General features: G+C 75.9%; 17 protein-coding genes. 7 read left to right on the top strand and 10 right to left on the bottom strand.

Annotated elements, in window-relative coordinates:
• Positions 1-564, bottom strand: a complete 564-nt coding sequence (locus tag ACFY23_RS14090) for a hypothetical protein (protein WP_350685044.1) — start codon at positions 562-564, stop codon at positions 1-3.
• A gap of 195 nt (positions 565-759) precedes the next feature.
• Here ACFY23_RS14090 and ACFY23_RS14085 point away from each other — a divergent pair, with 195 nt between their 5' ends.
• Together ACFY23_RS14085 and ACFY23_RS14080 are read left to right on the top strand one after the other, a co-directional pair.
• Positions 760-3,318, top strand: coding sequence for an FtsK/SpoIIIE domain-containing protein (locus tag ACFY23_RS14085; RefSeq protein ID WP_350819426.1), 2,559 nt, complete (start codon positions 760-762; stop codon positions 3,316-3,318).
• Complete coding sequence (locus tag ACFY23_RS14080; protein ID WP_350686508.1) at positions 3,315-4,079, top strand: hypothetical protein; 765 nt, start codon at positions 3,315-3,317, stop codon at positions 4,077-4,079. The genes ACFY23_RS14085 and ACFY23_RS14080 overlap by 4 nt, the downstream gene beginning before the upstream one ends.
• Before the next feature lie 105 nt (positions 4,080-4,184).
• Here ACFY23_RS14080 and folE read toward each other — a convergent pair whose 3' ends face one another.
• The 4 genes from folE to ACFY23_RS14060 all read right to left on the bottom strand — a co-directional run bounded on the left by folE (position 4,185) and on the right by ACFY23_RS14060 (position 8,155).
• Positions 4,185-4,850: a GTP cyclohydrolase I FolE gene (gene folE / locus ACFY23_RS14075; protein ID WP_350686509.1), complete on the bottom strand. Its 666-nt coding sequence runs from the start codon at positions 4,848-4,850 to the stop codon at positions 4,185-4,187.
• Between the two features lie 38 nt (positions 4,851-4,888).
• On the bottom strand, positions 4,889-6,913 hold the full coding sequence (ftsH, locus tag ACFY23_RS14070) for an ATP-dependent zinc metalloprotease FtsH (protein WP_350686507.1): 2,025 nt from the start codon (positions 6,911-6,913) through the stop codon (positions 4,889-4,891).
• A 428-nt stretch (positions 6,914-7,341) separates the two neighbouring features.
• Positions 7,342-7,917: a hypoxanthine phosphoribosyltransferase gene (gene hpt, locus ACFY23_RS14065; RefSeq protein WP_350686506.1), complete on the bottom strand. Its 576-nt coding sequence runs from the start codon at positions 7,915-7,917 to the stop codon at positions 7,342-7,344.
• Positions 7,918-8,017: 100 nt separating this feature from the next.
• Positions 8,018-8,155, bottom strand: a complete 138-nt coding sequence (locus ACFY23_RS14060) for a hypothetical protein (protein ID WP_350686505.1) — start codon at positions 8,153-8,155, stop codon at positions 8,018-8,020.
• 150 nt (positions 8,156-8,305) lie between these two features.
• Between ACFY23_RS14060 and ACFY23_RS14055 the strand changes: the two genes are divergently transcribed.
• Complete coding sequence (locus tag ACFY23_RS14055; RefSeq protein ID WP_350686504.1) at positions 8,306-9,265, top strand: helix-turn-helix domain-containing protein; 960 nt, start codon at positions 8,306-8,308, stop codon at positions 9,263-9,265.
• Between the two features lie 6 nt (positions 9,266-9,271).
• On the opposite strand, the gene ACFY23_RS14050 is transcribed toward ACFY23_RS14055, so the two are convergent.
• From ACFY23_RS14050 to dacB, 4 genes are all read right to left on the bottom strand, one after another.
• Positions 9,272-10,915, bottom strand: coding sequence for a gamma-glutamyltransferase family protein (locus tag ACFY23_RS14050; protein ID WP_350819424.1), 1,644 nt, complete (start codon positions 10,913-10,915; stop codon positions 9,272-9,274).
• A 48-nt stretch (positions 10,916-10,963) separates the two neighbouring features.
• On the bottom strand, positions 10,964-11,956 hold the full coding sequence (gene tilS, locus ACFY23_RS14045) for a tRNA lysidine(34) synthetase TilS (protein WP_350687205.1): 993 nt from the start codon (positions 11,954-11,956) through the stop codon (positions 10,964-10,966).
• A 9-nt stretch (positions 11,957-11,965) separates the two neighbouring features.
• Positions 11,966-13,036, bottom strand: coding sequence for a zinc-dependent metalloprotease (locus ACFY23_RS14040; protein ID WP_350687204.1), 1,071 nt, complete (start codon positions 13,034-13,036; stop codon positions 11,966-11,968).
• A 112-nt stretch (positions 13,037-13,148) separates the two neighbouring features.
• Complete coding sequence (gene dacB / locus ACFY23_RS14035) at positions 13,149-14,903, bottom strand: D-alanyl-D-alanine carboxypeptidase/D-alanyl-D-alanine-endopeptidase (protein ID WP_387036003.1); 1,755 nt, start codon at positions 14,901-14,903, stop codon at positions 13,149-13,151.
• 154 nt (positions 14,904-15,057) lie between these two features.
• Between dacB and ACFY23_RS14030 the strand changes: the two genes are divergently transcribed.
• Positions 15,058-15,564 (top strand): inorganic diphosphatase, encoded by a 507-nt coding sequence (locus tag ACFY23_RS14030; protein WP_350686387.1) that lies wholly within the window; start codon positions 15,058-15,060, stop codon positions 15,562-15,564.
• A gap of 37 nt (positions 15,565-15,601) precedes the next feature.
• Here ACFY23_RS14030 and eccD read toward each other — a convergent pair whose 3' ends face one another.
• The gene (gene eccD / locus ACFY23_RS14025; RefSeq protein WP_350686389.1) at positions 15,602-17,002 is read right to left on the bottom strand and encodes a type VII secretion integral membrane protein EccD; all 1,401 of its coding nucleotides are present in this window, start codon (positions 17,000-17,002) and stop codon (positions 15,602-15,604) included.
• Positions 17,003-17,103: 101 nt separating this feature from the next.
• Between eccD and eccCa the strand changes: the two genes are divergently transcribed.
• The 3 genes from eccCa to ACFY23_RS14010 all read left to right on the top strand — a co-directional run bounded on the left by eccCa (position 17,104) and on the right by ACFY23_RS14010 (position 23,561).
• Complete coding sequence (gene eccCa / locus ACFY23_RS14020) at positions 17,104-21,063, top strand: type VII secretion protein EccCa (RefSeq protein ID WP_350686391.1); 3,960 nt, start codon at positions 17,104-17,106, stop codon at positions 21,061-21,063.
• A gap of 88 nt (positions 21,064-21,151) precedes the next feature.
• A complete protein-coding gene (gene mycP, locus ACFY23_RS14015) occupies positions 21,152-22,516 on the top strand; it encodes a type VII secretion-associated serine protease mycosin (protein WP_387035998.1) in 1,365 nt (454 codons plus the stop codon).
• A 187-nt stretch (positions 22,517-22,703) separates the two neighbouring features.
• Entirely contained in the window at positions 22,704-23,561 is an 858-nt protein-coding gene (locus ACFY23_RS14010) for a phosphatase PAP2 family protein (RefSeq protein ID WP_387035995.1), read from the top strand.
• Positions 23,562-23,572: the final 11 nt, after the last annotated feature.

Genomic DNA, 23,572 nt, shown 5'->3' with positions numbered 1-23,572 from the left:
TCACGCGGCCTTGCGACCAGCGCAAACCCTCCATCCCTCGTCGCCTTCCACCACATCGAACACCCAGTCCTCACGGCGGCTGCTGCGAGGTTGCCCGTCGGCGGAGCTGGAGATGGAGAGAGTCGTGGCGACGGATTCGCCCTCGCCGGTCTCGGTGCGGGTGAGAGGTCCCCAGCTGACCCGCACCACGACACCGAAGTTGGCCTCACGCTGCTCGAACTCCTGGCGCAAGCCGGACACCGCAGTCAGCTCAGCGCCTCCCTCGCAGGTGAAGAGGTTGGCGCGGGTGTCGTTGCGGTCCACCAGGAACGCTCGGAGGTAGTTGTCCACCACCACGTCGGGCGCGCTGCGGTCGGGGGCGGCCGCGCGGTTGTAGAGGACGAATCCGGCAGCCACGCCGCCGAGGCAGAGCGCCGCGACGATGCTCGCGACGACCGTGAGCACCGTGCGCGTCCGTCGCCTCGGCCGCTCCGGCGCCGGGGCCGGTGACGGCGGCGCCAGGTGGTCGGAGGGGGGCCGTTGCGCCGGTACGCGGGAGACCTGGGAACCGGCGGGGGGCTGCACTGATTCCACCCTCTGAGGCTAGCGGCTGGGCGGCGGAGACCCAATGCCCCAGATCCAGCGGATCGTGACGGACCACTCCCCATTGGTGAGATCCACGACAACACCGGCGCAGCGCCGCCGCGCATCCCGGACGAGCCGCTCCGGCTGGGTTACCGTCTCTGCGCGGGGAGGGGTTGCCAACCTCGGACAGAGGGGGTGGACGCGGTGACGGGTCCGAAGGCACGGACGAACCGCGCCGCCGCCCTGCACCGGCGGGCCGCCGCCACCGCGACCGCCGCCGCCGGCATCCTCGACGACACCCGTCCCGTGCCCGCCGACCAGCATCGCCAGTACGAGCTGGCCGACCGCCTCCGGTCCGCGGCGGCGGTGCTGGCCCCCGGCTGGGCGGGCGCTCCCCTGGAGACGGTCGCCCCGACCGCGCCGGCCGGCGAGGGGCCGCCCGCCTTCGTCCGGGTCGGCACGGCGGCGCCGCTGGACGACGCGCGCTTCCCCGCGCTGGTGCCGCTGCTCGGCACGGGGCATCTCGCCGTGGACGCCGACGCCCGGGATCCCAGGGTGGCGGGGCTGCTCCGGGCCGTACTGCTGCGGCTGTTGGCGGCGACCCCGGCCGGCGCGCTGCTGGTCCGCGCGGTGGACGCGACGGGTGCGACGCTGGAGCCGTTCGCGGCGCTCGCCGACGCGGGCCTGCTGCCGCCCCCGGCGGTGGACGTCGCGGGCGTGCGGGCCGTGCTCACCGAGGCCGAGCAGTGGGTGGCCCCGGGGGCGAGCGGGCGTCGCCGGCATGACCGGACGCTGCTGCTGGTGATCGCCGCGCTGCCCGACCTGACGGGCCCCACCGACCTGGCCCGGGTCGAGGCGCTGGCCGAGCGGGGGCCCGCCGCCGGGCTGCACCTCGTCGTGGCCGGCTGGCCCCCGGCGGGCCCGTACGCCGACCGGGCCCCGCTGCCGCAGGCGACCACGCTGGCGGTCCGCAACGCGTACGCGCTGCTGGGGGATCCGCCGGGCGGCTCGTTCTCGGGCCCCGGCGCCGATCCTCCGGGCGGGCTGAACTCGCCGGTCTTCGTCGAGGCGGACCCGCCCGCCGACCTCGTCGACGCGGTGTGCCGCCGGTTGGCCGCGCAGGTGGAGGCGGGTTCCCGGCTGGCCCTGGCGGACCTGCTGCCGCCGCCCGACGAGGAGCTGTGGACGGCGACCGCGGTTGCCGGGCTCGCGACGACCGTCGGCGACGCGGGCGGGCGGCCGGTGTCGCTCGGGTTCACGGAGCTGACCCCGCACTGGCTGGTCAGTGGGCGCTCCGGCGCGGGCCGGTCCACCTTCCTCACCACGGCGCTGCTGGGTCTGGCCGCCCGGTACGGCCCCGAGGAGCTGGCCCTCTACCTGGTGGACCTCGCCGACGCCGAGTCCTTCGTGGAGTTCCTGCAGACCGAGCGGGACCGCTCGTGGATCCCGCAGGTCCGGGCCGCGGCGATGGCGGCCGACCGGGAGTACGTGTTGAGCCTGCTCGACGAGCTGGCGGCGGAGGTGCGCCGCCGCGAGGAGGCCGGCAGCCGGGCGGGCGGGCAGCGCTTCGCCGAGCTGCGGCAGCACCGCGCGATGCCCCGGATCGTCTGTGTGCTGGACAATCTTCCGCTGCTCTTCGCCGAGCGGGACCGGCTGGCCGTGGACGCCGCCGCCCGGCTGGACGCGCTGGCCCGCACGGGGCGCGCGTACGGGGTGCACCTGGTGCTGGCCGGCGAGGGCGACCTGGGGTTGGGCTCGCGTACGGACCGCGACTCGGTGCTGGGGCAGTTCCCGGTGCGGGTGGCGCTGCCCGGCGGGGGCGCGGTGCTGGAGCCGACCAACGACTCGGCGGCGGGGCTGCCGGTGGGCAGTGCGGTGGTGAACACCGCGGGCGGGCTCGGTGGGCCCCGGGGCGCCATCCGGGGGCACGAGCGGATGGTCCGCTTCCCGGACCCGCAGGACGATCCCGACACGGTCGGACAGGTGCGGCAGCGGCTCTGGTCGGCGCGCCCGGAGGGGGCCACCCCGCCTGTCGTCTTCGCCGGCTACGCCCGCCCGCTGCTGCGCAACGATCCGCGGTACCGGGCCGCGCTGGCCGGGCGGGCGCCCGGCCCCGCCGCCCTGCTGGGCCGGGCCGTGGACGTGCCCCGGACAACGGTCGCGGTGCCGCTGGGGCCGGCCCCGGGGCGTAACCTGGCGGTCCTCGGCCCCGGCCCGGAGGCGGCCGGGCTGCTGGCGACGGCGGCGCGCAGCGCCGCCGCCCACCACGCGCCGGGGACCGCCCGCTTCGTGCTCTCCGCGCCCGACGACGACTGCCGGCCGCTGGCCGAGGCGCTGGCGGCAGAGTTGGCCGGGCGGCACCCGGTCGAGACGGTGGACGTCGCCGGCCTGCTCGCCGCCGTGGACGCCACCGAGCCGGCGTACCTGGTGGTCTTCGGCCTGGACGTGCCGTCGCCGGAGCAGTTGCCCCCGGAGCGGCTGCGCGCGCTGCTGCGGGAGGGCCCGCCCGCCGGGCGGCACCTGCTCGGCCGCTGGCGCACGGCACCGTCCTTCGCGGCGCTGCTGGAGCCCGACGGCGAGGTCGACAAGCTCGCGGTGGTGGCCGTGGTAGACCTGCCCGGCGCCCAGCTCGCGTCGGTCTTCGGCCGGCCGGTGGAGTGGCGGCCCCGCCCGGGCCGGGCGGTGCTCTGGGACTGGCCGGGCGAGCAGGGCACCGTGTTGGTTCCCTTCGCGGAGCAGGGAGAGCCGACATGACCCGCAGCGGGGCGCGGAGCAGGGCGGCCCATGCCGGGCCGGGACGCCAGCGGTCCGCCGCCGAGCCGCCGCCGGGCGGGCCCGCCGCGGCGACGCCGCCGGGGGCCGTCGCGGGCGGCGACCCGCTGTCCGCCGCGTGGATCGACTACCTCGCCGCGGCCCGCCAGCTCGACGGGGTACGCCGGGACGCGGCCACCGCCGCCGGTGAGCAGGCCCGGTCGGTGCAGGCCGCCCGCGAGGAGCTGACCGCCGTCCGCACCCGGCTCGCGGCGCAGGAGACCCGGCTGCGCGAGCGGGGCGTACGGCCGATCTCGCTGGTCCCGACGCCGCCGGAGCTGACCGAGGCGGCCCGGTCGATGGCGGGCGGGCCGGCTGCGGTGCTGACCGCGCTCCGCGCCGCCCGGGGCCGTGCGGACGCCGCGGACGCGGCGCTGGCCGCGCGCGGCCTGCCCCGCCTGGCCACCTGGCCGGCGCGCCCGCGCAACCTGCTGCTGTACGCGCCGCTGGCCCTGCTGGTGCCGCTGATCCAGGTGGCGCTGTTCGTGGCGACCGGTCCCGGGGCGGCGAGCGTGGCGGCGCTGCTCTGCGGGCTGCCGATGCCGGCGGTGGCGTTCGCGGCGGGCTGGCTCGGCGTCGGCCGGCTCTTCCCGGCCGGGGAGGGTGGGCGGGTGGACCGCACGGCCCGGCTCGGCGCGCTGGTGTGCCTGGTCCCGTCGGTGCTGGTCAGCGCGGGTCTGCTGCTGGCGATGCTGGCGGGCTGAGCGGAGCCGCCACGCGGCTCGGCGGAGCCGCCACGCGGCCCGGCGGAAACAACACGGCCGGCCGACCCGGGGTGCGGGTCGACCGGCCGGTCGCGTCGGTCGCGGTCAGCGGGGAATGATCAGCGCCATCGCCTCGGCGCGCGACTTGGCGTCGTGCTGGAGGGTGCCCCGCACGGCCGACGTGATGGTCTGGGCGCCCGACTTCTGGATGCCGCGCATCGCCATGCACATGTGCTCGCACTCGAGCACCACCACCACGCCGCGCGGCGCGAGCTGTTCCATCAGCAGGTCGGCGATCTGCGAGGTGAGCCGCTCCTGGACCTGCGGCCGGCGGGCGAAGACCTCGACCAGCCGGGCCAGCTTGGACAGGCCGGTGATCCGGCCGTCCGGCCCCGGGATGTAGCCGATGTGGGCGCTGCCCCGGAACGGCAGCAGGTGGTGCTCGCACAGGCTCATCACGTCGATGTCCCGGACCAGCACCAGCTCCTGGTGGTTGGCCTCGAAGGTCGTGCTGAGCACCTGGGCCGGGTCGACGCGCAGGCCGGCGAAGAGTTCGGCGTACGCTCGGGCCACCCGGGTTGGGGTCTGCTGGAGCCCGTCGCGATCCGGATCCTCCCCGACGGCGATGAGGATCTCGCGGACCGCCTTCTCGATCCGCCCGAGGTCCACGGTGTCCTCGACGGGTCGGCCGGTGAGCTTGCCGCTGATCAGGCGCGCGGCCACGTAGTCGAGGCCGTCGTCGCCGTCGGGCTCGGTCGCGGAGACGGCCAGTTCCCGGTCGTCCCGGGAACTGGCCGTCGGGTCGGTGCTCAGTGCGTACCGTCCGAGTTGTTCGAGCTGGTCGAGGTGGTGCCGCCGACCGTCGCCTGGGCGCCGTCGGCCTGGGCCTGCACCTTGAGCGCCTCCTTCTCGGCCGGCGTGAGCACCGGCGGCTCGGTGGAGGGCTGGCGCTTGCCGAAGCCGTTGTACGGGGCCATCGGCGGCCGCTTGGCCACCCGGGCGCAGATCCGGGCCATGTCGGCGGTGGAGAGGGTCTCCTTCTCCATCAGCTCCAGCACGATGTTGTCCAGGACGTCCCGGTATTCCACCAGGATCTCCCAGGCCTCGTCGTGGGCCAGCTCGATCAGCGCCCGCATCTCGCCGTCGATCTCGGCGGCGACGGCGTCGGAGTAGTCCCGCTCGTGGCCCATGTTGCGGCCGAGGAACGGCTCGTCGCCGCTGGTGCCGTACTTGATCGCGCCGAGCTTGGAACTCATGCCGTACTGCGTGATCATCGCGCGGGCCAGCTGGGTGGCCTTCTCGATGTCGTTGCCGGCGCCGGTGGTCGGCTCGTGGAAGACCAGTTCCTCGGCGGCCCGGCCACCCAGCGCGTACGCCAGGGTGTCGACCATCTCGGCGCGGGTCTGGGTGTACTTGTCCTCGGTGGGGAGCACCAGGGTGTGGCCCAGCGACCGGCCGCGGGACAGGATCGTCACCTTGTGCACCGGCGCGGCGTGCGGCAGCGCCCAGGCGACCAGCGCGTGCCCACCCTCGTGGTACGCGGTGATCTTCTTCTCCTGGTCGCTCATCACCCGGGTCCGGCGCTGCGGACCGGCGATCACCCGGTCGATCGACTCCTCCAGGGAGTCGTTGGTGATCGCCCGCTGGTCCTTGCGGGCGGTGAGCAGCGCGGACTCGTTGATCACGTTGGCCAGGTCGGCACCGCTGAAGCCCGGGGTACGCCGGGCCACCGCGTCGAGGTCGACGTCGGGGGTGAACGGCTTGCCCTTGGCGTGCACCCGCAGGATCGCCTTGCGGCCCTCCATGTCGGGGGCGTCCACCGGGATCTGCCGGTCGAAGCGGCCCGGGCGCAGCAGCGCCGGGTCGAGGATGTCCGGCCGGTTGGTGGCGGCGATCAGGATGACCCCGCCCTTGGTGTCGAAGCCGTCCATCTCGACGAGCAGCTGGTTGAGGGTCTGCTCGCGCTCGTCGTGACCGCCGCCCATGCCGGCGCCGCGGTGGCGGCCGACGGCGTCGATCTCGTCGACGAAGACGATGGCCGGCGCGTTCGCCTTGGCCTGCTCGAAGAGGTCGCGGACCCGGCTGGCGCCGACACCGACGAACATCTCGACGAAGTCCGAGCCGGAGATCGAGTAGAAGGGCACCCCGGCCTCGCCGGCGACGGCGCGGGCCAGCAGCGTCTTACCGGTGCCGGGCGGGCCGAAGAGCAGGACGCCCTTCGGGATCTTGGCGCCCAGGGCCTGGTACTTCGCCGGGTTCTGCAGGAAGTCCTTGATCTCGTGCAGCTCCTCGACGGCCTCCTCGGCGCCGGCCACGTCCGCGAACGTGGTCTTCGGCGTGTCCTTGGTGATCATCTTCGCCTTGGACTTGCCGAAGTTGAGCACCCGGGAGCCGCCGCCCTGCATCTGCGACATGAAGAAGAGCAGCAGAAGCACCAGCAGGGCGATCGGGAGCAGGTTGACCAGCAGGCTCACCCAGATGCTGTCGGACGACACCTTGGCGTCGGCCGGGCCGGTGACCCTGTTGTTGGCCTTGGCCTCGAGGACCTCGTTCCAGACCTCGTCGCCGACCTCGTAGGGGAACTGCGCCTCGATCCGGTCGGTGGTGGTGTCACCGAACTTGGCCTTGTCCTTCAGGTCGAGCTGGAGCGTCTGCTCCTTGTCCTGGAAGACGACCTTCTCGATGCCGCCCTTGTTGAGCTGGTCGAGCGCGATGGACGTGTCCACCCGGTGGTAGCTGGGACCAGCGGTGAACAGTTGACTGAGCACAACGGCGCCGAGGATGACCAGGATGATCCAGACCACCGGTCGGCGGAAGAAACGCGTACGTTCCATGCTGTTGTCGAGCGCCGAGACGCCCGCATCCTCCTGATCGACGTCCTGTCCGTCTGATGGTGTCGCCGCCTGCGGCGGCGGCCGGAGCCGCCGTGCGGGCCGACTCGACCCCGAGGCGCGAAGTTTGCCGCGCCGCGGTCATTCGACGGTACACCGTGTGCGCGAGGAGTGAGCTTGCGAGCCCCGCAGTCGCGCACGAACGGAACATCGTGCGCGCGGAGCGAGTCCGCGAGCCCAGCAGCCGCGCGTCGGGCGAACCGGGTCCAGCCGACGTGACGGGAGCTCCGCGCCCGGCCGCCCGACCGCCCGGTCCCGCGGTTCGAGGGGTCGGGCGTGGAGGGTGCCTCCACGCCACCGACCTATACCGTAGTCCGATTCGCTGAGAGCCCGCTGAACGTCCGCTCGATGGACGCCGATGCGAGGAGGGCTCAGGCCCGGGCGTAGACCTCGGGCTTGAGCACGCCGACGTACGGCAGCTCGCGGTAGCGCTCGCCGAAGTCGAGGCCGTAGCCGACGACGAACTCCGTGGGGATGTCGAAGCCGACGTACTTCACCGGCACCGGCACCTTGACCGCGTCCGGCTTACGGAACAGCGCGACGACCTCGACGCTGGCCGCCGAGCGGGACTCCAGGTAGCGCAGCAGCCAGGAGAGGGTCAGGCCGGAGTCGACGATGTCCTCGACGACGACCACGTGCCGGCCGGCGATGTCCCGGTCCAGGTCCTTGAGGATGCGGACCACCCCGGAGGAGGTGGTGCCCTGGCCGTAGGAGGAGATGGCCATGAAGTCCAGCTCGGCGGGCGGCCCGTTGCGGCCCAGCGCCCGGGCGAAGTCGGCCATGAACATCACCGCGCCCTTGAGCACGCAGACCAGCAGGAGCCCGTCATCGACGTCGGCGTAGTCCGCCGAGACCTGCTTGGCGAGTTCCGCGGTCTTTTCGCGGATCTGCGCCTCGGAGATGATCACGTGGTCGATGTCGGCGTCGTACCAGGAGCCGTCAGCCATGACTCCTAGCCTGCCGTACGCCGGATGGCCTTCGTCGGCGGGGCCGCCCCTTTTGGAGCGGTCCCGCCAGGGATGAATTACGCGAAGGCGACTAATCACCTCAGCAGGCACGCGACCGCCAGCGGCGGCCGTCCTCGGTCGGCTTCCAGTCGGCCGAGTCCCGGGTGTCGGCGGTGAGGCCGGCGGCCGAGGCCACGGCGAGGAGGACGAGGAAGAAGAGGAAGAGCAGGAACTCCATGGCGGCGCTCGCTTTCGCACGATTGATGTCGGTTTCGCCGCCGGTGCGCACCGGACTGAAATCAGTCTCCGCCGGGCACCACCGCCCGGACAGTGGCAGGAATGCCACTCCCCCTCGATTTCCTGCCACTCGTGCGGTTACCCTCGTCACATGCTCAGCTCGATCGCCGTCCTCGCCCTGGACCGGGTCGCCGCGTTCGAGCTCGGCGTCCTCGCCGAGGTCTTCGGCACCGACCGCACCGCCGACGGGTTCCCCGGCTACCGGTTCCACGTGTGCAGCCCCGACGGCGGGCCGGTCCGCACCACGTCGGGCTTCCACCTGGTCCCGCACGCCGACCTCGGGCCGGTGGAGGACGCCGACCTGGTCGCCGTGCCGGCCCACGGGTACGAAACCGCGGTGCCGGCCCCCGTGCTCGACGCGCTGCGCCGGGCCGCCGACCGCGGGGCGTACGTGTTCAGCGTCTGCTCCGGAGCGTTCGTGCTGGGCCAGGCCGGCCTGCTCGACGGCCGGGAGTGCACCACCCACTGGCGGTACGTCGACGAGCTGCAACGCCGCCACCCGACGGCGAAGGTCCGGTGCAACTCGCTCTACGTGCAGGACGACCGCCTGATCACCAGCGCCGGCACGGCGGCCGGCATCGACGCCTGCCTGCACCTGGTACGGCAGGAGCACGGCTCGGCGACGGCCACCCGGCTGGCCCGCCGGATGGTGGTCCCCCCGCACCGCGACGGCGGCCAGTCCCAGTACGTCGAGGCCCCCATCCCGAAGACCCCCGAGGCGCCCACGCTGGAGCCGGTGCTGGAGTGGCTGATGGGGCACCTGGACCGGCCGGTGACCGTGGACGAGCTGGCCGCCCGGGCCGGGATGGCCCCGCGCACGTTCGCCCGGCGGTTCCGGGCCGAGACGGGCACCACGCCGCACGACTGGCTGACCAACCAGCGGGTGCTGCTGGCCCGCCGGCTGCTGGAGGAGACCCGGCTCAGCGTGGAGGCGGTCGCCGACCGGGCCGGCTTCGGCGACGCGGCGGCGCTACGGCACCACTTCGCCCGCCGCGTCGGCGCCACGCCGCAGACCTACCGGGCCACCTTCCGCGACCGGGTGGGGGTCTGAGCCCGGTCACCAGCCGCCCATCGCGCCGTCCACCCGGGATTCCGAGCCGGCGACATAGCCGCCGTCCGGCAGCCGCCAGATCGCCTGCCCGTACCCGAAGACCGCCGGCTCGTCGGCGACGGCGATCTCGTGACCCCGGGCCCGCAGCTCGGCGACCGCCGCCCGCCCCTCCGCGGTGCCGACCAGCTCCGGCTCGACCAGCACCGACCGCCCGGCGTGCCAGTACCAGCGCGGCGCGTCCAGCGCCGCCTGCGGGTCGAGCCCGCCGTCGAGGGTCGCCGAGACGAGCTGCACGTGCCCCTGCGGCTGCATGTGACCGCCCATCACCCCGAACGGCCCCACCGGCCGCCCGTCCCGGGTGAGGAAGCCGGGGATGATCGTGTGGAACGGCCGCTTCCCCGGGCCCACCGCGTTCGGGTGCGCGGGGTCCAGCCGGAACCCGAGCCCCCGGTTCTGCAGGGCGAAGCCGTGCCCGGGCAGCACCACGTGCGAGCCGAAGGCCAGGTAGGTCGACTGGATCAGGCTGACCATCATGCCGCCGGCGTCGGCGGCGCAGAGGTAGACGGTGCCGCCGCGCTCCGGGTCGCCCGCGGTCGGCTCCCCGGCCCGCTCGGTGATCAGCGCCCGGCGGGACGCCGCGTACCCGGGCGAGAGCAGCGCCCGCGTCGGCACGGGCACCCGCTCCGGGTCGGCGACGTGGGCGTGCGCGTCGGCGAAGCCGAGCTTCACCGCCTCGATCTGCCGGTGCAGCCGCTCGGCGAGGGGCAGCGCGGCGAGGGCCGATCCGTCCAGGATGTGCAGCGCCAGCAGCGCGGCGAGGCCCTGCCCGTTCGGCGGCAGCTCCCAGACCTCGTGTCCGCGGTAGCGGGCGGACACCGGGGCCACCCAGGTCGAGCGGTGCCGGGCCAGGTCGTCGCCGGTGAGCAGGCCGCCGGTGCGGGCCGCGTGGGCGTCGAGCGCCTCGGCGACGCCGCCGCGGTAGAAGTCCTCCGCCCCGGTGGCGGCGATCCGCCGCAGGGTCTCCGCCGCGTCGGGGTTGCGCCACCGCTCGCCGGGCCGGGGCGCCCGGCCGCCGGGGGCGAACACCCGGCCGAACTCGGCGTACTCCTCCCCGGTCAGGCCGGCGTGCGCGGCGAGCGCGCGGGACCAGGTCGCCGCCACGCCCGTGGAGACCGGGTACCCGTGCTCGGCGTAGCCGATGGCATCGGCGAAGAGTTCGGCGAAGGGCAGCGAGCCGAACCGGTCGTGCAGGTCCCGCCAGCCCGCCGGCGCGCCGGGCACCGTCACCGGCAGCCAGCCCCGGGCGGGCATCGCCGGCCCCGCCGACTGGGCGCCGCCGAGCGCCTCGACCGGGGCCGCGCCGCGCCCGCCGGTCGCGGCGAGCACCAGCTCGCGGGTCAGCGCCGCCGGGGACCGGCCGGAGGCGTTGAGGCCGTGCAGCCGCTCGCCGTCCCAGACGATCGCGAAGAGGTCACCGCCGATGTCGTTGGACGGGGGCTGCACCACGGTGAGGGTGATCGCGGTGGCCAGCGCGGCGTCGACGGCGTTGCCGCCGCGCCGCAGCACCGCCAGGCCGGCCGCCGCGGCCAGCGGCTGGCTCGTCGCCACCGCGCCGTGCGGCGCGAAGAGCGGCTGTCGGGGGTACGCCATGCGCCATGTCTACCGCCTCCCGGCGGCTCCCGCGCCCCCGCGAAGGGGTCAGCGGGGGACGACGGGGGTGAGCCGGCCGTCGCGGCGGACCACCCGCAGCCCGCCCGGCAGGTGCGCCGCCCCCTGCCCCCGCCAGCCGGTGACCAGCGTGTCCAGCGCGGTCACGTGCCGGTGCGACAGGGCGGCGGGCGGGGCGCCCAGCTCCCGGGCCCAGGCGTGCAGCACCCGGCCGCGCACCGCCGGCGACAGGGCGGCCAGGGCACCCACCGAGAGCCCTCCGTCGGGGTGGCGGACGTCGGCCAGCGCGGCGACGGCCAACTCGTCGAGGACGGCATTGTCCGCCGCCACCAGCCGGGCCGTCCGGGCCAGGTTGTCCAGCACCCCCGGCCCGAGGGCGCGGACCAGGGCGGGCAGCACGTCGGCCCGCACCCGGGCGCGGGCGTACGAGGGGTCGGCGTTGTGCGGGTCCTCCCACGGGCTCAGCCCGAGCACCGCACACGCCTTGCGGGTCTGTTCCCGCCCCACCTCCAGCAGCGGACGCAGCAGCGGCACCCCGTCGAGGTCCCGCCGGGCGGGCATCCCGGCCAGGCCGCGCGGGCCGGCGCCGCGGGCGAGCGCGAGCAGCACGGTCTCCGCCTGGTCGTCGCGGGTGTGGCCGGTGAGCACCGCCGCCGCCCCGCACCGGCCGGCGGCCTCGGCGAGCGCCCGGTAGCGGGCCTCGCGGGCGGCCGCCTCGGGCCCGCCCGGCCGCCCGGCGACGTCGACCCGCACCGACTCGACCGGCGCCAGGCCGATCTCGCGGGCCCACGCCGCCACCGCCGCGGCCCGCTGCGCCGAACCCTCCTGGAGGCCGTGGTCGACCGTCACCAGGCCGGCGGCGCGACCCAGCCGGGGCGCCACGAACGCGGTCGCGGCGGCCAGTGCGAGCGAGTCCGCCCCGCCCGAGCAGGCGACCAGCACCGGCCCCCCGGGCGGCAGGTCGGCCAGCGCGCGGCGGACCGCCACCCGGATCGCGGCCACCGGCGGGGCGAGCGCGGCCACGGCGTACGGTCAGCCCGTGGCCTGGACCGGGCCGACCGGCCCGTGCACCCGGGCCACCCAGGCGTCCGGGTCGCCGAGTTCCTCCAGCCGGGGCAGGGTCAGCGGCGAGCCGAAGATCTTGTTGAAGCCGTCCATGCCGACCCGGTCGACGACCCCGTGCACGAACTTGCGGCCCTCGGCGTACTGGCGCATCTTGACCTCCACGCCGAGCAGCCGGCGGATGGCCTTCTCCAGCGGGTTGCCGGCCTCCCGGCGCCGGTTGAAGCCCGCCCGGATCCGCTCGACGCTCGGGATCACCTCCGGGCCGACGCCGTCCATGACGAACTCGGCGTGCCCCTCCAGCAGGGTCATCAGCGCGGTGAGCCGGTCCAGCACGGCCCGCTGCGCCGGGGTCTGCACGATGTCCAGCACGCTGGTGCGGCTCTCCGGGTCCTTCACCGCGTCGGAGAGGGTGGCCACGCCCCGGCGCAGCCGCTCCAGCAGGTGCTCGCCGCCGCTCGACGACGCGTCCACGAAGGCCTGCACCTCGCTGAGGAAGTACGCCCGCATCCAGGGCACGGCGGTGAACTGGGTCCGGTGGGTCACCTCGTGCAGGCAGACCCAGAGCCGGAAGTCGCGGGGATCGGCCTCCAACTTCCGCTCCACCTCGACGATGTTCGGCGCGACCAGCAGCAACTGCCCGGGGTCGGCGGAGAACACCTCGTACTGGCCGAGGACCCGGCCGGAGAGGTACGCCAGCACGGTGCCGGCCTGCACGCCGGTCAGCCGGGACCCGATCGCCTCGGTCAGCGGGCCGGGCTGCTTGTCCTTCGTGAGCCGGCCGACCAGCGGCGTGATCACCTCGCGCAGCCCGGCGATGTTGGTGGCCGCCCAGTCCCGGCGGTCCACCACCCGCACCGGCGGGTGCGACACCTGCGAGCGCAGCCCGGTGTAGTCGGCGACGTGACCCGCCGCCTCGTCCGTCAACCGCCGCAGGTCACCCACCACATCGGTGGCCTCGGCGTACGACACCCGGGGGCCCGACTTGCCCAGCGCCCCCGCGGTCGCGGCGGCCAGATCCCAGTCCACGAACTGCGCCATGCACCCACCGTACCCGCGCCGGGACACCCCGGCCCCGGCTCGCGTCGGGGTGATCGACGCCGGCCGTGCCCCTTCCTCGGACTCGACGCCCGGGCTGGTCCTGCCCCTGCGGTCAGCCGCAGCCGCAGCCGGCCAGGGCGGCGCCGATCCGGTCCAGCGCCACGCGGGCGGCCTCCAGCCCGTCCGGGGGCACCTCGTCGGTGAGCACGGCGAAGGTGAGCAGCCGCCCGTCGGCGGTGCTGACCACACCGGCGATCGCGTGCACCTTGGTCAGGGTGCCGGTCTTGGCCCGGACCACCCCGGCGCCGGCCTTCGTCGCCGCCGTGCCGAACCGGTCGGCGAGCGTGCCCGACCAGTCGGCCACGGGCAGGCCGCCGAAGATCGCGGCCAGCTCGGGGCGGCTGCCGTCGCCGGCCAGCGTGATCAGATCGGTGAGCAGCGAGGGGCTGATCCGGTTGCTGCGCGACAGCCCGCTGCCGTCGGCGAGGGACAGCTCGTCGGCCGGCAGGCCGAGCTCGCCCGCCACCGCGTCCATCGCCGCGCCCGCGCCCTCGAACGAGGCGGGCTCGTTGCGGGCCAGCGCGACCTGGCGGGCCAGCGCCTCCGCGATGATGTTGTCGCTGTCACTGATCATGATGTCGACCAGCCGGACCATCGGCAGCGACTCCACCTTGCCCAGCTCGGCGCCGGGCCCGGGCGTGCCGGTGGCGGCGCCGCCGTCCGCGGCGGGGGCGGTGCCGCGCTTCACCGCGTCGGTCGGCACGCCGAGCAGCCGGGCGAAGGCCCGACCGGCCGAGAGGTCGGGCTGCGCCACCCGCTCGGCCCAGTGGTTGCCGGCCGCGTCGTCCTTCTTCGCGCGCGGCACGTCGCTACGGGCGCCGTCGGTCATCAACGCGGTGATCGCGCCGCCGTAGCCGCCAGTGGGGATGTCCTCGTCCCACCCCGGCTCGTGGACGGGGCCGGAGTAGAGCGACGAGTCGACGATGACCTTCGTCGGCTCGGTGCCGCCGAGCGCCTGCTTGACCTGGGCGGCGAGGTCGTCCAGGCGGGCGGCCCCGGGGTAGAAGCCATTCTTGTCGACCGCCAGGGTGGGGTCGCCGCCGCCGACGAGCACCACCTCGCCGGGGTTCGGGCCGGCGACCGCCCGGGTCGGGATGCGGTACGCGGGGCCGCGCGCGGCGAGCACCGTCACCCCGGTCACCAGCTTGGTCACCGAGGCGGGCACGGTGCCGTCGTCCTCGCCCCGGCCGTAGAGCGGCTGGCCGGTGGCCACGTCGGCCACCGCGACGTTGACCCGGTCGCCGAGCGCGGGCACGTCCACCAGTGGGGCGAGCGCGGCGCGTACCCCCTCGGGGGTGGGCAGCGGGGCGTTCGCGTCCGCGCCGGACAGCACCGCCACGGGTGCCGGCTCCGCCGCCTGCGCGGCCCTGCGCTCGGCCGGCTCGTCGCCCAGCCACTCGGCGACGGGGCCCGGCCGGACCACGGCGATCCCGACGGCGGCGAGCACGAGCACGAGCACCGCGGCCAGCGCGACGGGCAGGACCCGGCGGCGCCGCGCCGGGCCGGGCGCCGGGGGCGCCGCAGGGGGCGGGCCGCCCGGGCCGGACGGTCCGCCGGCAGGGCGGGCCGCGGCGGCGTTCCAGAGGTCGGTCGGCCCGGGCCGGGACGGCTGGCCGTAGGCAGCCGGGCCGGGGTCGCCGAGAGCCCCGGGCGTGCGGGCGAGATGGGCGTCGCCGGGGTTTCCGGGCGTGCGGGGAAGGTGGGCGTCGGGCACCGGGAACCGCCCGGTGGCCCCGCCGGAAGCAGATCGCCCGGTACCTCGTCCAGCACCGGCCTCCGGACGGTAGTGTGAATCTTCCCTCCCCACGACCCCCTCCTCCCCCCGCGAAAATCTGCTTGGGTGACACTACTTCGGTCCGAACACTATGCGGCGGCCGGAGCCGGCGGGTGGGGATTCACCCGTCGGGAGCGGCGTGCCGCTGGTTCCGTTAGCCAGCGTGGGCAAACGAGGGAGCGTGCAGATGGATTTCGACGTGACGGTTGAGATCCCGAAGGGTCACCGCAACAAGTACGAGGTCGACCACGCGACCGGCCGGATCCGGCTGGACCGCACGCTCTTCACCTCCACGCAGTACCCGGCGGACTACGGCTTCATCGAGGGCACCCTGGGCGAGGACGGCGACCCGCTGGACGCGCTCGTCCTCGTGCCCGAGCCCACCTTCCCGGGCTGCCTGATCCGGTGCCGCACCATCGGCATGTTCCGGATGACGGACGAGAAGGGCGGCGACGACAAGGTCCTCTGCGTCCCCTACGAGGACCCGCGCCAGGAGCACCTGCGGGACATCCACCACCTCGGCGAGTTCGACCGGCTGGAGATCCAGCACTTCTTCGAGGTCTACAAGGACCTCGAGCCGGGCAAGTCGGTCGAGGGCGCCACCTGGGTCGGCCGGCAGGAGGCCGAGGCCGAGATCGCGGCGTCGTACCGCCGCGCCAAGGAGGCCGAGGAGCGCGGCGAGTCCGCGCACTGACCCCGGCACCGAAGACGTCGACGGGCCCGGGGGCCGCTCAGCCGAGCAGCCCCCGGGCCCGTTCGTACAGGTCGAGCACCGCGCAGGCGACCGGCACCACGGAGACCACCAGGGCGGTGTCGGCCAGGTCGGCGACCCGACCGACGTACGGGGAGACCGGGCGGCGGGCGTACGTGGTGCCGGCGGCCACCACCAGCAGGGCCAGCGCCAGCCCGCCGACGACCAGCGCGAGCCGGCCGGCCGGGCCGGAACGCTCGGCGAGGACCGCGCCCAGCACGGCGTACCCGGCGAGGCCGGCGACCACGGTCGGCACCCGGTGGCGCAGCGCCACGAACAGCCGGGAGCGCAGCAGCAGCACGGCCGCGGCGACCGCCACCAGCAGCCGGCCGGCGACCCCGCCGGAGATGCCGAGGACCAGCGCGGCGGCGGCCGCCAGCACCGCGTGCCCGAGCAGCATCCCGGTGAGCATCTCCTCGGTGCGGGCGACCGCCGCGTAGACCCGGTCCCGGTCGGGCAGGTCCCGGGCCCGGTCGGCGTCGCCCGGCTCGCCGGTCGGCAGGGTGATCGGGGGCAGCGGTACCTTGCCGAGCCGGATGGCCAGCAGCGGGACCGCCCCCACCGCGAAGACCAGCACGCAGAGCAGGACCGCCGCCGTCCCGGCCGGGCTGAGCAGCAGGCCACCGAACGCCGCCAGCGCGCCGACGGACCCGGCGGTGGCGCCGGCCACGAAGACCCGCAGCCGGGTGGCGATGCCGACCAGCCCGAGCACCGACACCAGCAGCAGCGCCACCGAGCCGGCCAGCAGCTCGGGCGCGCCGACCCAGCGCAGGCCGGCGACCGGCCCGACCGGGTCGCCGGAGCTGACCGCCAGGGCGCCGGCCAGGGTCGCGTACGGCAGGGCGTAGCCGCCGAGGGTCGCGCCGGTCGAGGCGTCGCCGTGGGCGCGGGACGCCACCACCCCGGCGAGGGTGAGCAGCAGCGCCACCACGGCGGCGGCCGGCCAGGCGGCCCGGTGCCCGGGCCCGCCGGCCGCCAGGGCGAGCAGCCCGACGGCCAGCGGCACGGCCGCCCCGGCCAGGGCGGCGGCCCGGGTGGCGGCGGGCGACCACGCGCCGCCGCGCCGCCGGGCCCCGTCGGCGATCGCCTCGACCACGTCGTCGTACTCCAGCTCGGGCCACTGCGCGCGGGCCGGCACGAGGTGCAGCACCTCCCCGTCGCGGACGCCCTGCGGCAGCAGCGCCTGGGCGGTGGCCAGCACCGCGCCGTCGGTGCGCCGCAGCACCCAGCCGCCGTGCCGCTCGCCGTCGTCGGCGAGGCCCTCGCCGGCGTGCCGCAGCACCTCGGGCAGCAGCTCGGCCAGGGGCACCTGCTCGGGCAGCGCGACGTCGACCCGCCGTTGGGGGGCGCTGATGGTGACCCGGGCCAACCCGATTGTCATCGACTGATCTCCATATCGAACGGGGTTGGTGGCTGCGCGGACGACAGGACTTTACCTACCATGTGTCGGGCTCGGATCACCGAGCGCTGTCGGGAGGTCGAGTGTCCACTGTCGTCATCAAGCGGCCACCACGACGTCCGGCGCCGGAGATCCCGGTCGGCGAGCTGCCGGTGGAAGCGCCACCGGAGATCCCCGCCGTCACCGGCGGGCGCTGGCAGCAGCTGCTCATGGTGCTGCCGATGCTCGGCGGCACGGTGGCGATGGCGATGATGTTCGGCCGCGGCGGTGGGGCCTACTCGTACGTGGTCGGGGGCATGTTCGGCCTCTCCTCGCTGGCCATGCTGGTGACCTCGTGGGGCAGCGCCTCGGGCACCCCGAAGAAGTCGGAGATGATGGCCGCCCGGCGGGACTACCTGCGGCACCTGACCGCGCTGCGCCGCCGGGTCCGGCACACCGCCGGGCAGCAGCGCGCCGGGCTCTACTACCGGCATCCGGATCCCGGCCGGCTCTGGTCGACCGTCGACAGCCACCGGGTCTGGGAACGGCGTCCCACCGATCCGGACTTCGCGGTGGTCCGGGTCGCCGTCGGCCCGCAGACCCTCGCGACCCCGCTGGTCCCGCCGGTCACCCGCCCGCTGGAGGAGCTGGAGCCCATGACGGCGGGCGCGCTGCGCCGGTTCCTGGACGCGTACTCCGTGGTGCCCGACCTGCCGGTGGCGCTCTCGCTGCGCAGCTTCGCCCGGGTCTTCGTACGGGACGCCACCGGCGGTCCGGGCGACGGGGCGGCCGGGCAGGCGCTGGCCCGGGCGATGCTCGCCCAGCTCGCGGTCTTCCACGCCCCGGACGAACTGCTCGTCGCGGTCTGCGCCGGGCCGGAGCGGCGGGCCGCCTGGGAGTGGGTCAAGTGGCTGCCCCACGCCCACCACCCCACCCGCACGGACGCTCTCGGCCCGGTGCGGCTGGTCACCAGCGCGGCGGCCGAGCTGGAACGGCTGCTGGACGAGGTGCTGGCCAGCCGGTCCCGGTTCAGCCCGGCCGGGCCCGCGACCGACGGCCCGCACGTCGTGGTGGTGCTCGACGGGGGCGACCTGACCGGGGCCACCGACCTGACCGGGGACGGCGGCATCGACGCGGTGACGGTGATCGACCTGGACACCCCGCCGCCACGCCTGCTGGACCGGTTCGCGCTGCTGCTGGAGCTGCGCCACGGCCGGCTGCACTCCCACTCGGCGGAGGGGCACGCCGAGGTGGGCACGGCGGACCGGCTCGACCTCGTCGACGCCGAGGCGATCGCCCGGCGGCTGGCCCCGCTGCGGCTGGCCACCGCCGTACGCGGCCCGGACGCCCCGCCGGGCGCCGAGCCGGGCCTGCCCGAGCTGCTCGGTCTGGGCGACCCGGAGGGCTTCACCGCCGAGCAGGGGTGGGCGCCCCGCTCCGCGCGGGAGCGGCTGCGGGTGCCGATCGGGGTGGGCGCCGACGGCGGCGCCATCGAGCTGGACCTCAAGGAGTCGGCGCAGGACGGGATGGGGCCGCACGGCCTGCTGATCGGGGCGACCGGCTCCGGCAAGTCGGAGCTGCTGCGCACGCTGGTGCTCGGGCTGGCCGCCACGCACAGCTCGGAGCAGCTCAACTTCGTGCTGATCGACTTCAAGGGCGGTGCCACGTTCGCCTCCTTCGACCGGCTCCCGCACACCGCCGCGGTGATCACCAACCTGGCCGACGCGCTGCCGCTGGTGGACCGGATGGTCGACGCGATCAACGGCGAGCTGGTACGCCGCCAGGAGCTGCTGCGCCGGGCGGGCAACTTCGCCAGCCTGCGCGACTACGAACGCGCCCGCGCCGCCGGCACCCCGCTCGCCCCGCTGCCGTCGCTGCTGCTGATCTGCGACGAGTTCTCCGAGCTGCTCTCGGCCAAGCCCGACTTCATCGACCTGTTCGTGCAGATCGGCCGGCTGGGCCGGTCGCTCGGCGTACACCTGCTGCTGGCCTCGCAGCGGCTGGAGGAGGGGCGGCTGCGCGGGCTGGACACGCATCTGTCGTACCGGATCGGGTTGCGGACCTTCTCGGCGCTGGAGTCCCGGACGGTGCTGGGGGTGCCGGACGCGCACGAGCTGCCCCGCTCCCCCGGGCACGGCTACCTGCGCTTCGGCACCGAGCCGCTGGTGCGGTTCAAGGCCGCGTACGTCTCCGGGGCGCTCCGCCGCCGCGACACGACGCCGGGCGCGGGCGGGGCGGGTGCCCCGCGCCTGCTCACCTTCTCCACGCACCTCGTGCCGAAGCCGGAGCCGGTCGGGCCGCCCGCCCTGCCCGCCACGGCCGACGAGGGCGGCACCGGGAGCCTGCTGGAGCTGATGGTCGACCGGCTGGCCGGCCAGGGCCCGCCCGCGCACCAGGTCTGGCTGCCCCCGCTCGGGCGGGCGCCGGCGCTGGACGAGCTGCTCGGGCCGACCGCCGCCGACCCGGCGCGCGGGCTCGCCTTCGGCAACCCGGACCTGCACGGCGCGTTGCAGGTGCCGGTGGCGGTGGTCGACAAGCCCTTCGAGCAGCGCCGCGACCTGCTCTGGTTGTCGCTGGACGGCGCGGCGGGGCACGTCGCGGTCGTCGGCGGGCCGCAGAGCGGCAAGTCGACGGCGCTGCGCACGCTGATCTGCGCGCTGGCGCTCACCCACACCCCGGCCGAGGTGCAGGTCTACTGTCTCGACTTCGGCGGCGGCGGGCTGGCCGCGCTGCGCGACCTGCCGCACGTCGGGGGCGTCAGCGGCCGCGCCGACCCGACGGCCGTCCGGCGTACGGTCGGCGAGATCGCCACCCTGCTCGTCGACCGGGAACGCCGCTTCGCCGAGCTGGGCGTGGAGTCGATGGCCGCCTGGCGGCAGCGGCGGGCCGCGGCGGCCGGCACCGGCCAGCCGGGCGCCGACCCGTTCGGCGACGTGTTCCTGGTGGTGGACGGCTGGGCCACCCTGCGCGGCGAGTACGACGACCTGGAGCCGCTCGTCACCGACCTGGCCACCCGCGGCCTGTCGTACGGGGTGCACGTGGTGGCGACGGCGGTGCGCTGGCTGGACTTCCGGCCGGCGATCCGGGACCTGTTCGGTTCCCGGCTGGAGCTGCGCCTCGGCGACCCGTCCGACTCGCTGGTGGCCCGCCGGGCGGCGGCGAACGTGCCGGAGAAGACCCCCGGCCGGGGCGTCACCGCGGAGAGCCTGCACTTCCTCACCGCGCTGCCGCAGCTGGCCGCCTCCGGCGGGGACACCACCGACCTCGTCAAGCAGGTCGCCGGGAGCTGGGCGGGGCCGGTCGCGCCCCCGGTGCGGCTGCTCCCGCCGGTGCTCCCGTACGCCGAGCTGGATCTGACCTCGACCACCGGCCTGCGCATCCCGGTCGGGATCGCCGAGGCGGACCTGCGCCCGGTGGTGCTGGACTTCGCCACCGAGCCGCACTTCGTGGTCTTCGGCGACGCCGAGTGCGGCAAGTCGTCGTTCCTGCGCGCGCTGGCCACCTCGATCATCACCCGGTTCACCCCCGAGCAGGCCCGGGTGATCCTGGTCGACTACCGGCGCAGCCTGTCGGACCTCACCGAGGCCCCGCACCTGATCGGGTACGGCTCCGCCGCCGCGCACACCACCGAGCTGATCGATTCGGCCGCCGGCTACATGCACGCCCGGGCACCCGGGCCGGAGGTCTCCCCCGCGCAGTTGCGGGAGCGGTCGTGGTGGTCCGGGCCGGAGCTGTTCGTGCTCGTGGACGACTACGACCTCGTCGCCGGCGGGCCGGCCAACCCGCTGCGCGCGCTGGAGGAGCACCTGCCGCACGCGCGGGACATCGGGCTGCACCTGGTGCTCGTCCGGCGTTCGGGCGGCGCCGGCCGGGCCCAGTACGAGCCGATCGTGCAGCGCCTCCGCGAGCTGTCCACGGCCGGGCTGGTGATGGCGGGCAGCCCGGACGAGGGGGCGCTGGTCGGCCCGGTGCGGCCCGGACCGCTGCCCCCGGGACGCGGCCGGCTCGTCACCCGACGCGAGGGCGTACGGCTGGTCCAGTTGGCGTATCTGCCGTCGCCGTGACGGGTGTCCCCGGAACGCCCCGCAAGGCCGCGGGGAACCGGTAATCTCCGATCGTCATGTTTGCGTCTGGGATGAACGGCTTGGGGATGTGACCACGGTGCGGCACAGCTGTCCGCCGACGGGCCGGCGGATCGCCGGACGCGCGTTGCTCGGGGTGGCGGCCGCCGTCGCCTCAATCGCCGGTCCGGTCACGCCGGCCGACGCCGCCCCCCGACCGGCCGCCGCCGTCCCCGTGCCGCTCGCGCCCACCGAGAGCCAGAGCCGCCCCGACCAGATCCGCGACGAGCAGTGGCAGCTCGACGCGTTGCGGGCGGAGGCGGCCTGGCGCAGCTCGACCGGGCGCGGGGTCACCGTCGCGGTGATCGACTCCGGGGTGGACGCCTCCCATCCCGACCTGGCCGGCCAGGTGCTGCCCGGCCTCGACCTGGTCGACCCCGGGGGCTCCGCCGACGAGCCCGACCCGGTAGGCCACGGCACGACCGTTGCCGGACTGATCGCCGGGCGCAACGACGACAAGCACGGGGCGGTGGGCCTCGCGCCGGACGCCCGGATCCTCCCGGTCCGCGTCCTCGACTCCGAGAACCGCTACGACGACGCGATGATCGTCGCCAAGGGCGTGCGCTGGGCGGTGGACAACGGCGCCCGGGTGATCAACCTGTCCCTCGGCGGCAGCGGCGACAGCGCCGCCCTGGCCGCCGCGATCGACTACGCCTTCGCCCGGGACGTGGTGGTCATCGCCTGCACCGGCAACGTGGCCGCCTCGTCCGGCTCGAAGGTCTGGTACCCGGCCCGGGAGCCCGGCGTGATCGCGGTCGCCGGGCTGGACGGCGACAGCGAAAACCTCTGGTCCGGGTCGATCACCGGTCGGGCCACGGCGCTCGCCGCCCCGGCCACCGGCCTGGTCGGGGCCCGCCCGGGCGGCTACTGGCGCGTGCAGGGCACCAGCTTCGCGGCGCCGCTGGTCGCCGCCACCGCCGCGCTGGTGCGGGCGCGCTACCCGCAGATGTCCGCCGGAGACGTCGTGAACCGGCTGCTGACCACCGCCCGCGACATCGGCCCGACCGGTCGGGACGACCGCTTCGGGTACGGCCTGGTCGACCCGGTGGCCGCGCTGGACGCCGAGGTGGCCCCGGTGGGCCGCAACCCGCTGGACGACCAGTCCTCGCCGGGCGTGGTCGGGTTCGGTCCCGCACCCGGCTCGGCACAGGCCCACGTCGCCGGGGCCGGCAGCGACCAGCTCGGCTTCACCGCGCCGCGCCGGCCGACCCGCTGGACGGCGCAGCCGGCGGGCACGCACGAGGAGGCCGCGCCGGAGCGGCTCTGGACCGGGGCCGCCCTCTTCGTCGCCCTGCTCACCGGGGCGGCGCTGATGGTGCGCCGGTTCCGCCAGTGGACCCCGCTGGCCGCCCCGCGTCGCCCCGCCCGGGCAGGCCGCCGCCCGTCGGCGGGCTGAGCGGGCAGCCCGAGCGCCGGCCGGAGCCGTGGCCCGAGACGGCAGGTCGGGCCAGCGGCCGGACGGGGCGGACAGCCCGAGCGGACAGCCCGGGCCGGCGGCCGGACGGGTCCGACCCGCACCGCGAGCCCGCTCCGACTGCCCGGTACGGGTCTGACCTGGCCGCGGGCCGGGTAGAACTGATGCCATGAGCACGCCGGGCCCGCGTACCCTCGCCGCGCCGCCGCGACCCTCGTGGCGCAGCCGCCGCCTGCACCCTGACCACTCCCGCGGCCTGCGGCTGACGCTCGCCGTCGGGGCCGCCTTCCTGGTGGTGGTGCCGTTCACGCTGCTGGCGCTCCTGGTCCTGGGCGACTGGCCCCCGCTGCGCCGCCTGGACACGGCGGTGACCGACGCGCTGGCCGGCTACGCCGCCGACCATCCGGCGTGGGTACGCCTGATGTCCCTCTGGACCGACGTGTTCGCCCCGATGTCGCTGCGCGTCGGCGCGCTGGTCCTGGTCCTCTGGCTGGTGGGGCGGGGGGCCCGGCAACTGGCGGTCTGGGTCGCCGTCACGATGACGGTCGGCGGCCTGCTCAGTCCGCTGCTCAAGCTGCTCTTCGGCCGGCCGCGGCCCGACCTGCCCGATCCGGTGGCCCAGGCGCCCGGCCTGGCCTTCCCGTCGGGGCACGCGCTCAACGCCGCCCTGGCCGCCGGGGTGCTGCTGGTGGTGTTCCTCCCGCACGCCGGGCCGGTCGCCCGCCGGATGGTGGCCACGGCCGCGCTGCTGCTCGCCCTGGTGACCGGCTTCAGCCGGGTGGCCCTCGGTGTGCACTGGACCAGCGACGTGCTGGCCGGATGGGTCCTCGGCGCGGCCGTGGTCGCCGCGACCGCCGCCGCCCTCACCGTCTGGCGGGCCACCCCGCCCGGCCGCCCGCCCGGACCTGCGCAGCGCCCGGCGGGCGCGGGCCGGCCGGGTCGGCCGGCAGAGCCCGGCCCGTCGGCCGGCGACCGCCGGGGGTGGCCATCGGGACCCGGGCCGGCTGGCGGCGTGGCGTCGCGCTGACGCCGACCGGG

This window comes from Micromonospora sp. NPDC000121, from assembly GCF_042899165.1.
Taxonomy (GTDB): domain Bacteria; phylum Actinomycetota; class Actinomycetes; order Mycobacteriales; family Micromonosporaceae; genus Micromonospora.
The sequence above is the reverse complement of the archived record's forward strand: the minus strand, read 5'-3'. Positions and strand labels throughout refer to the sequence as shown.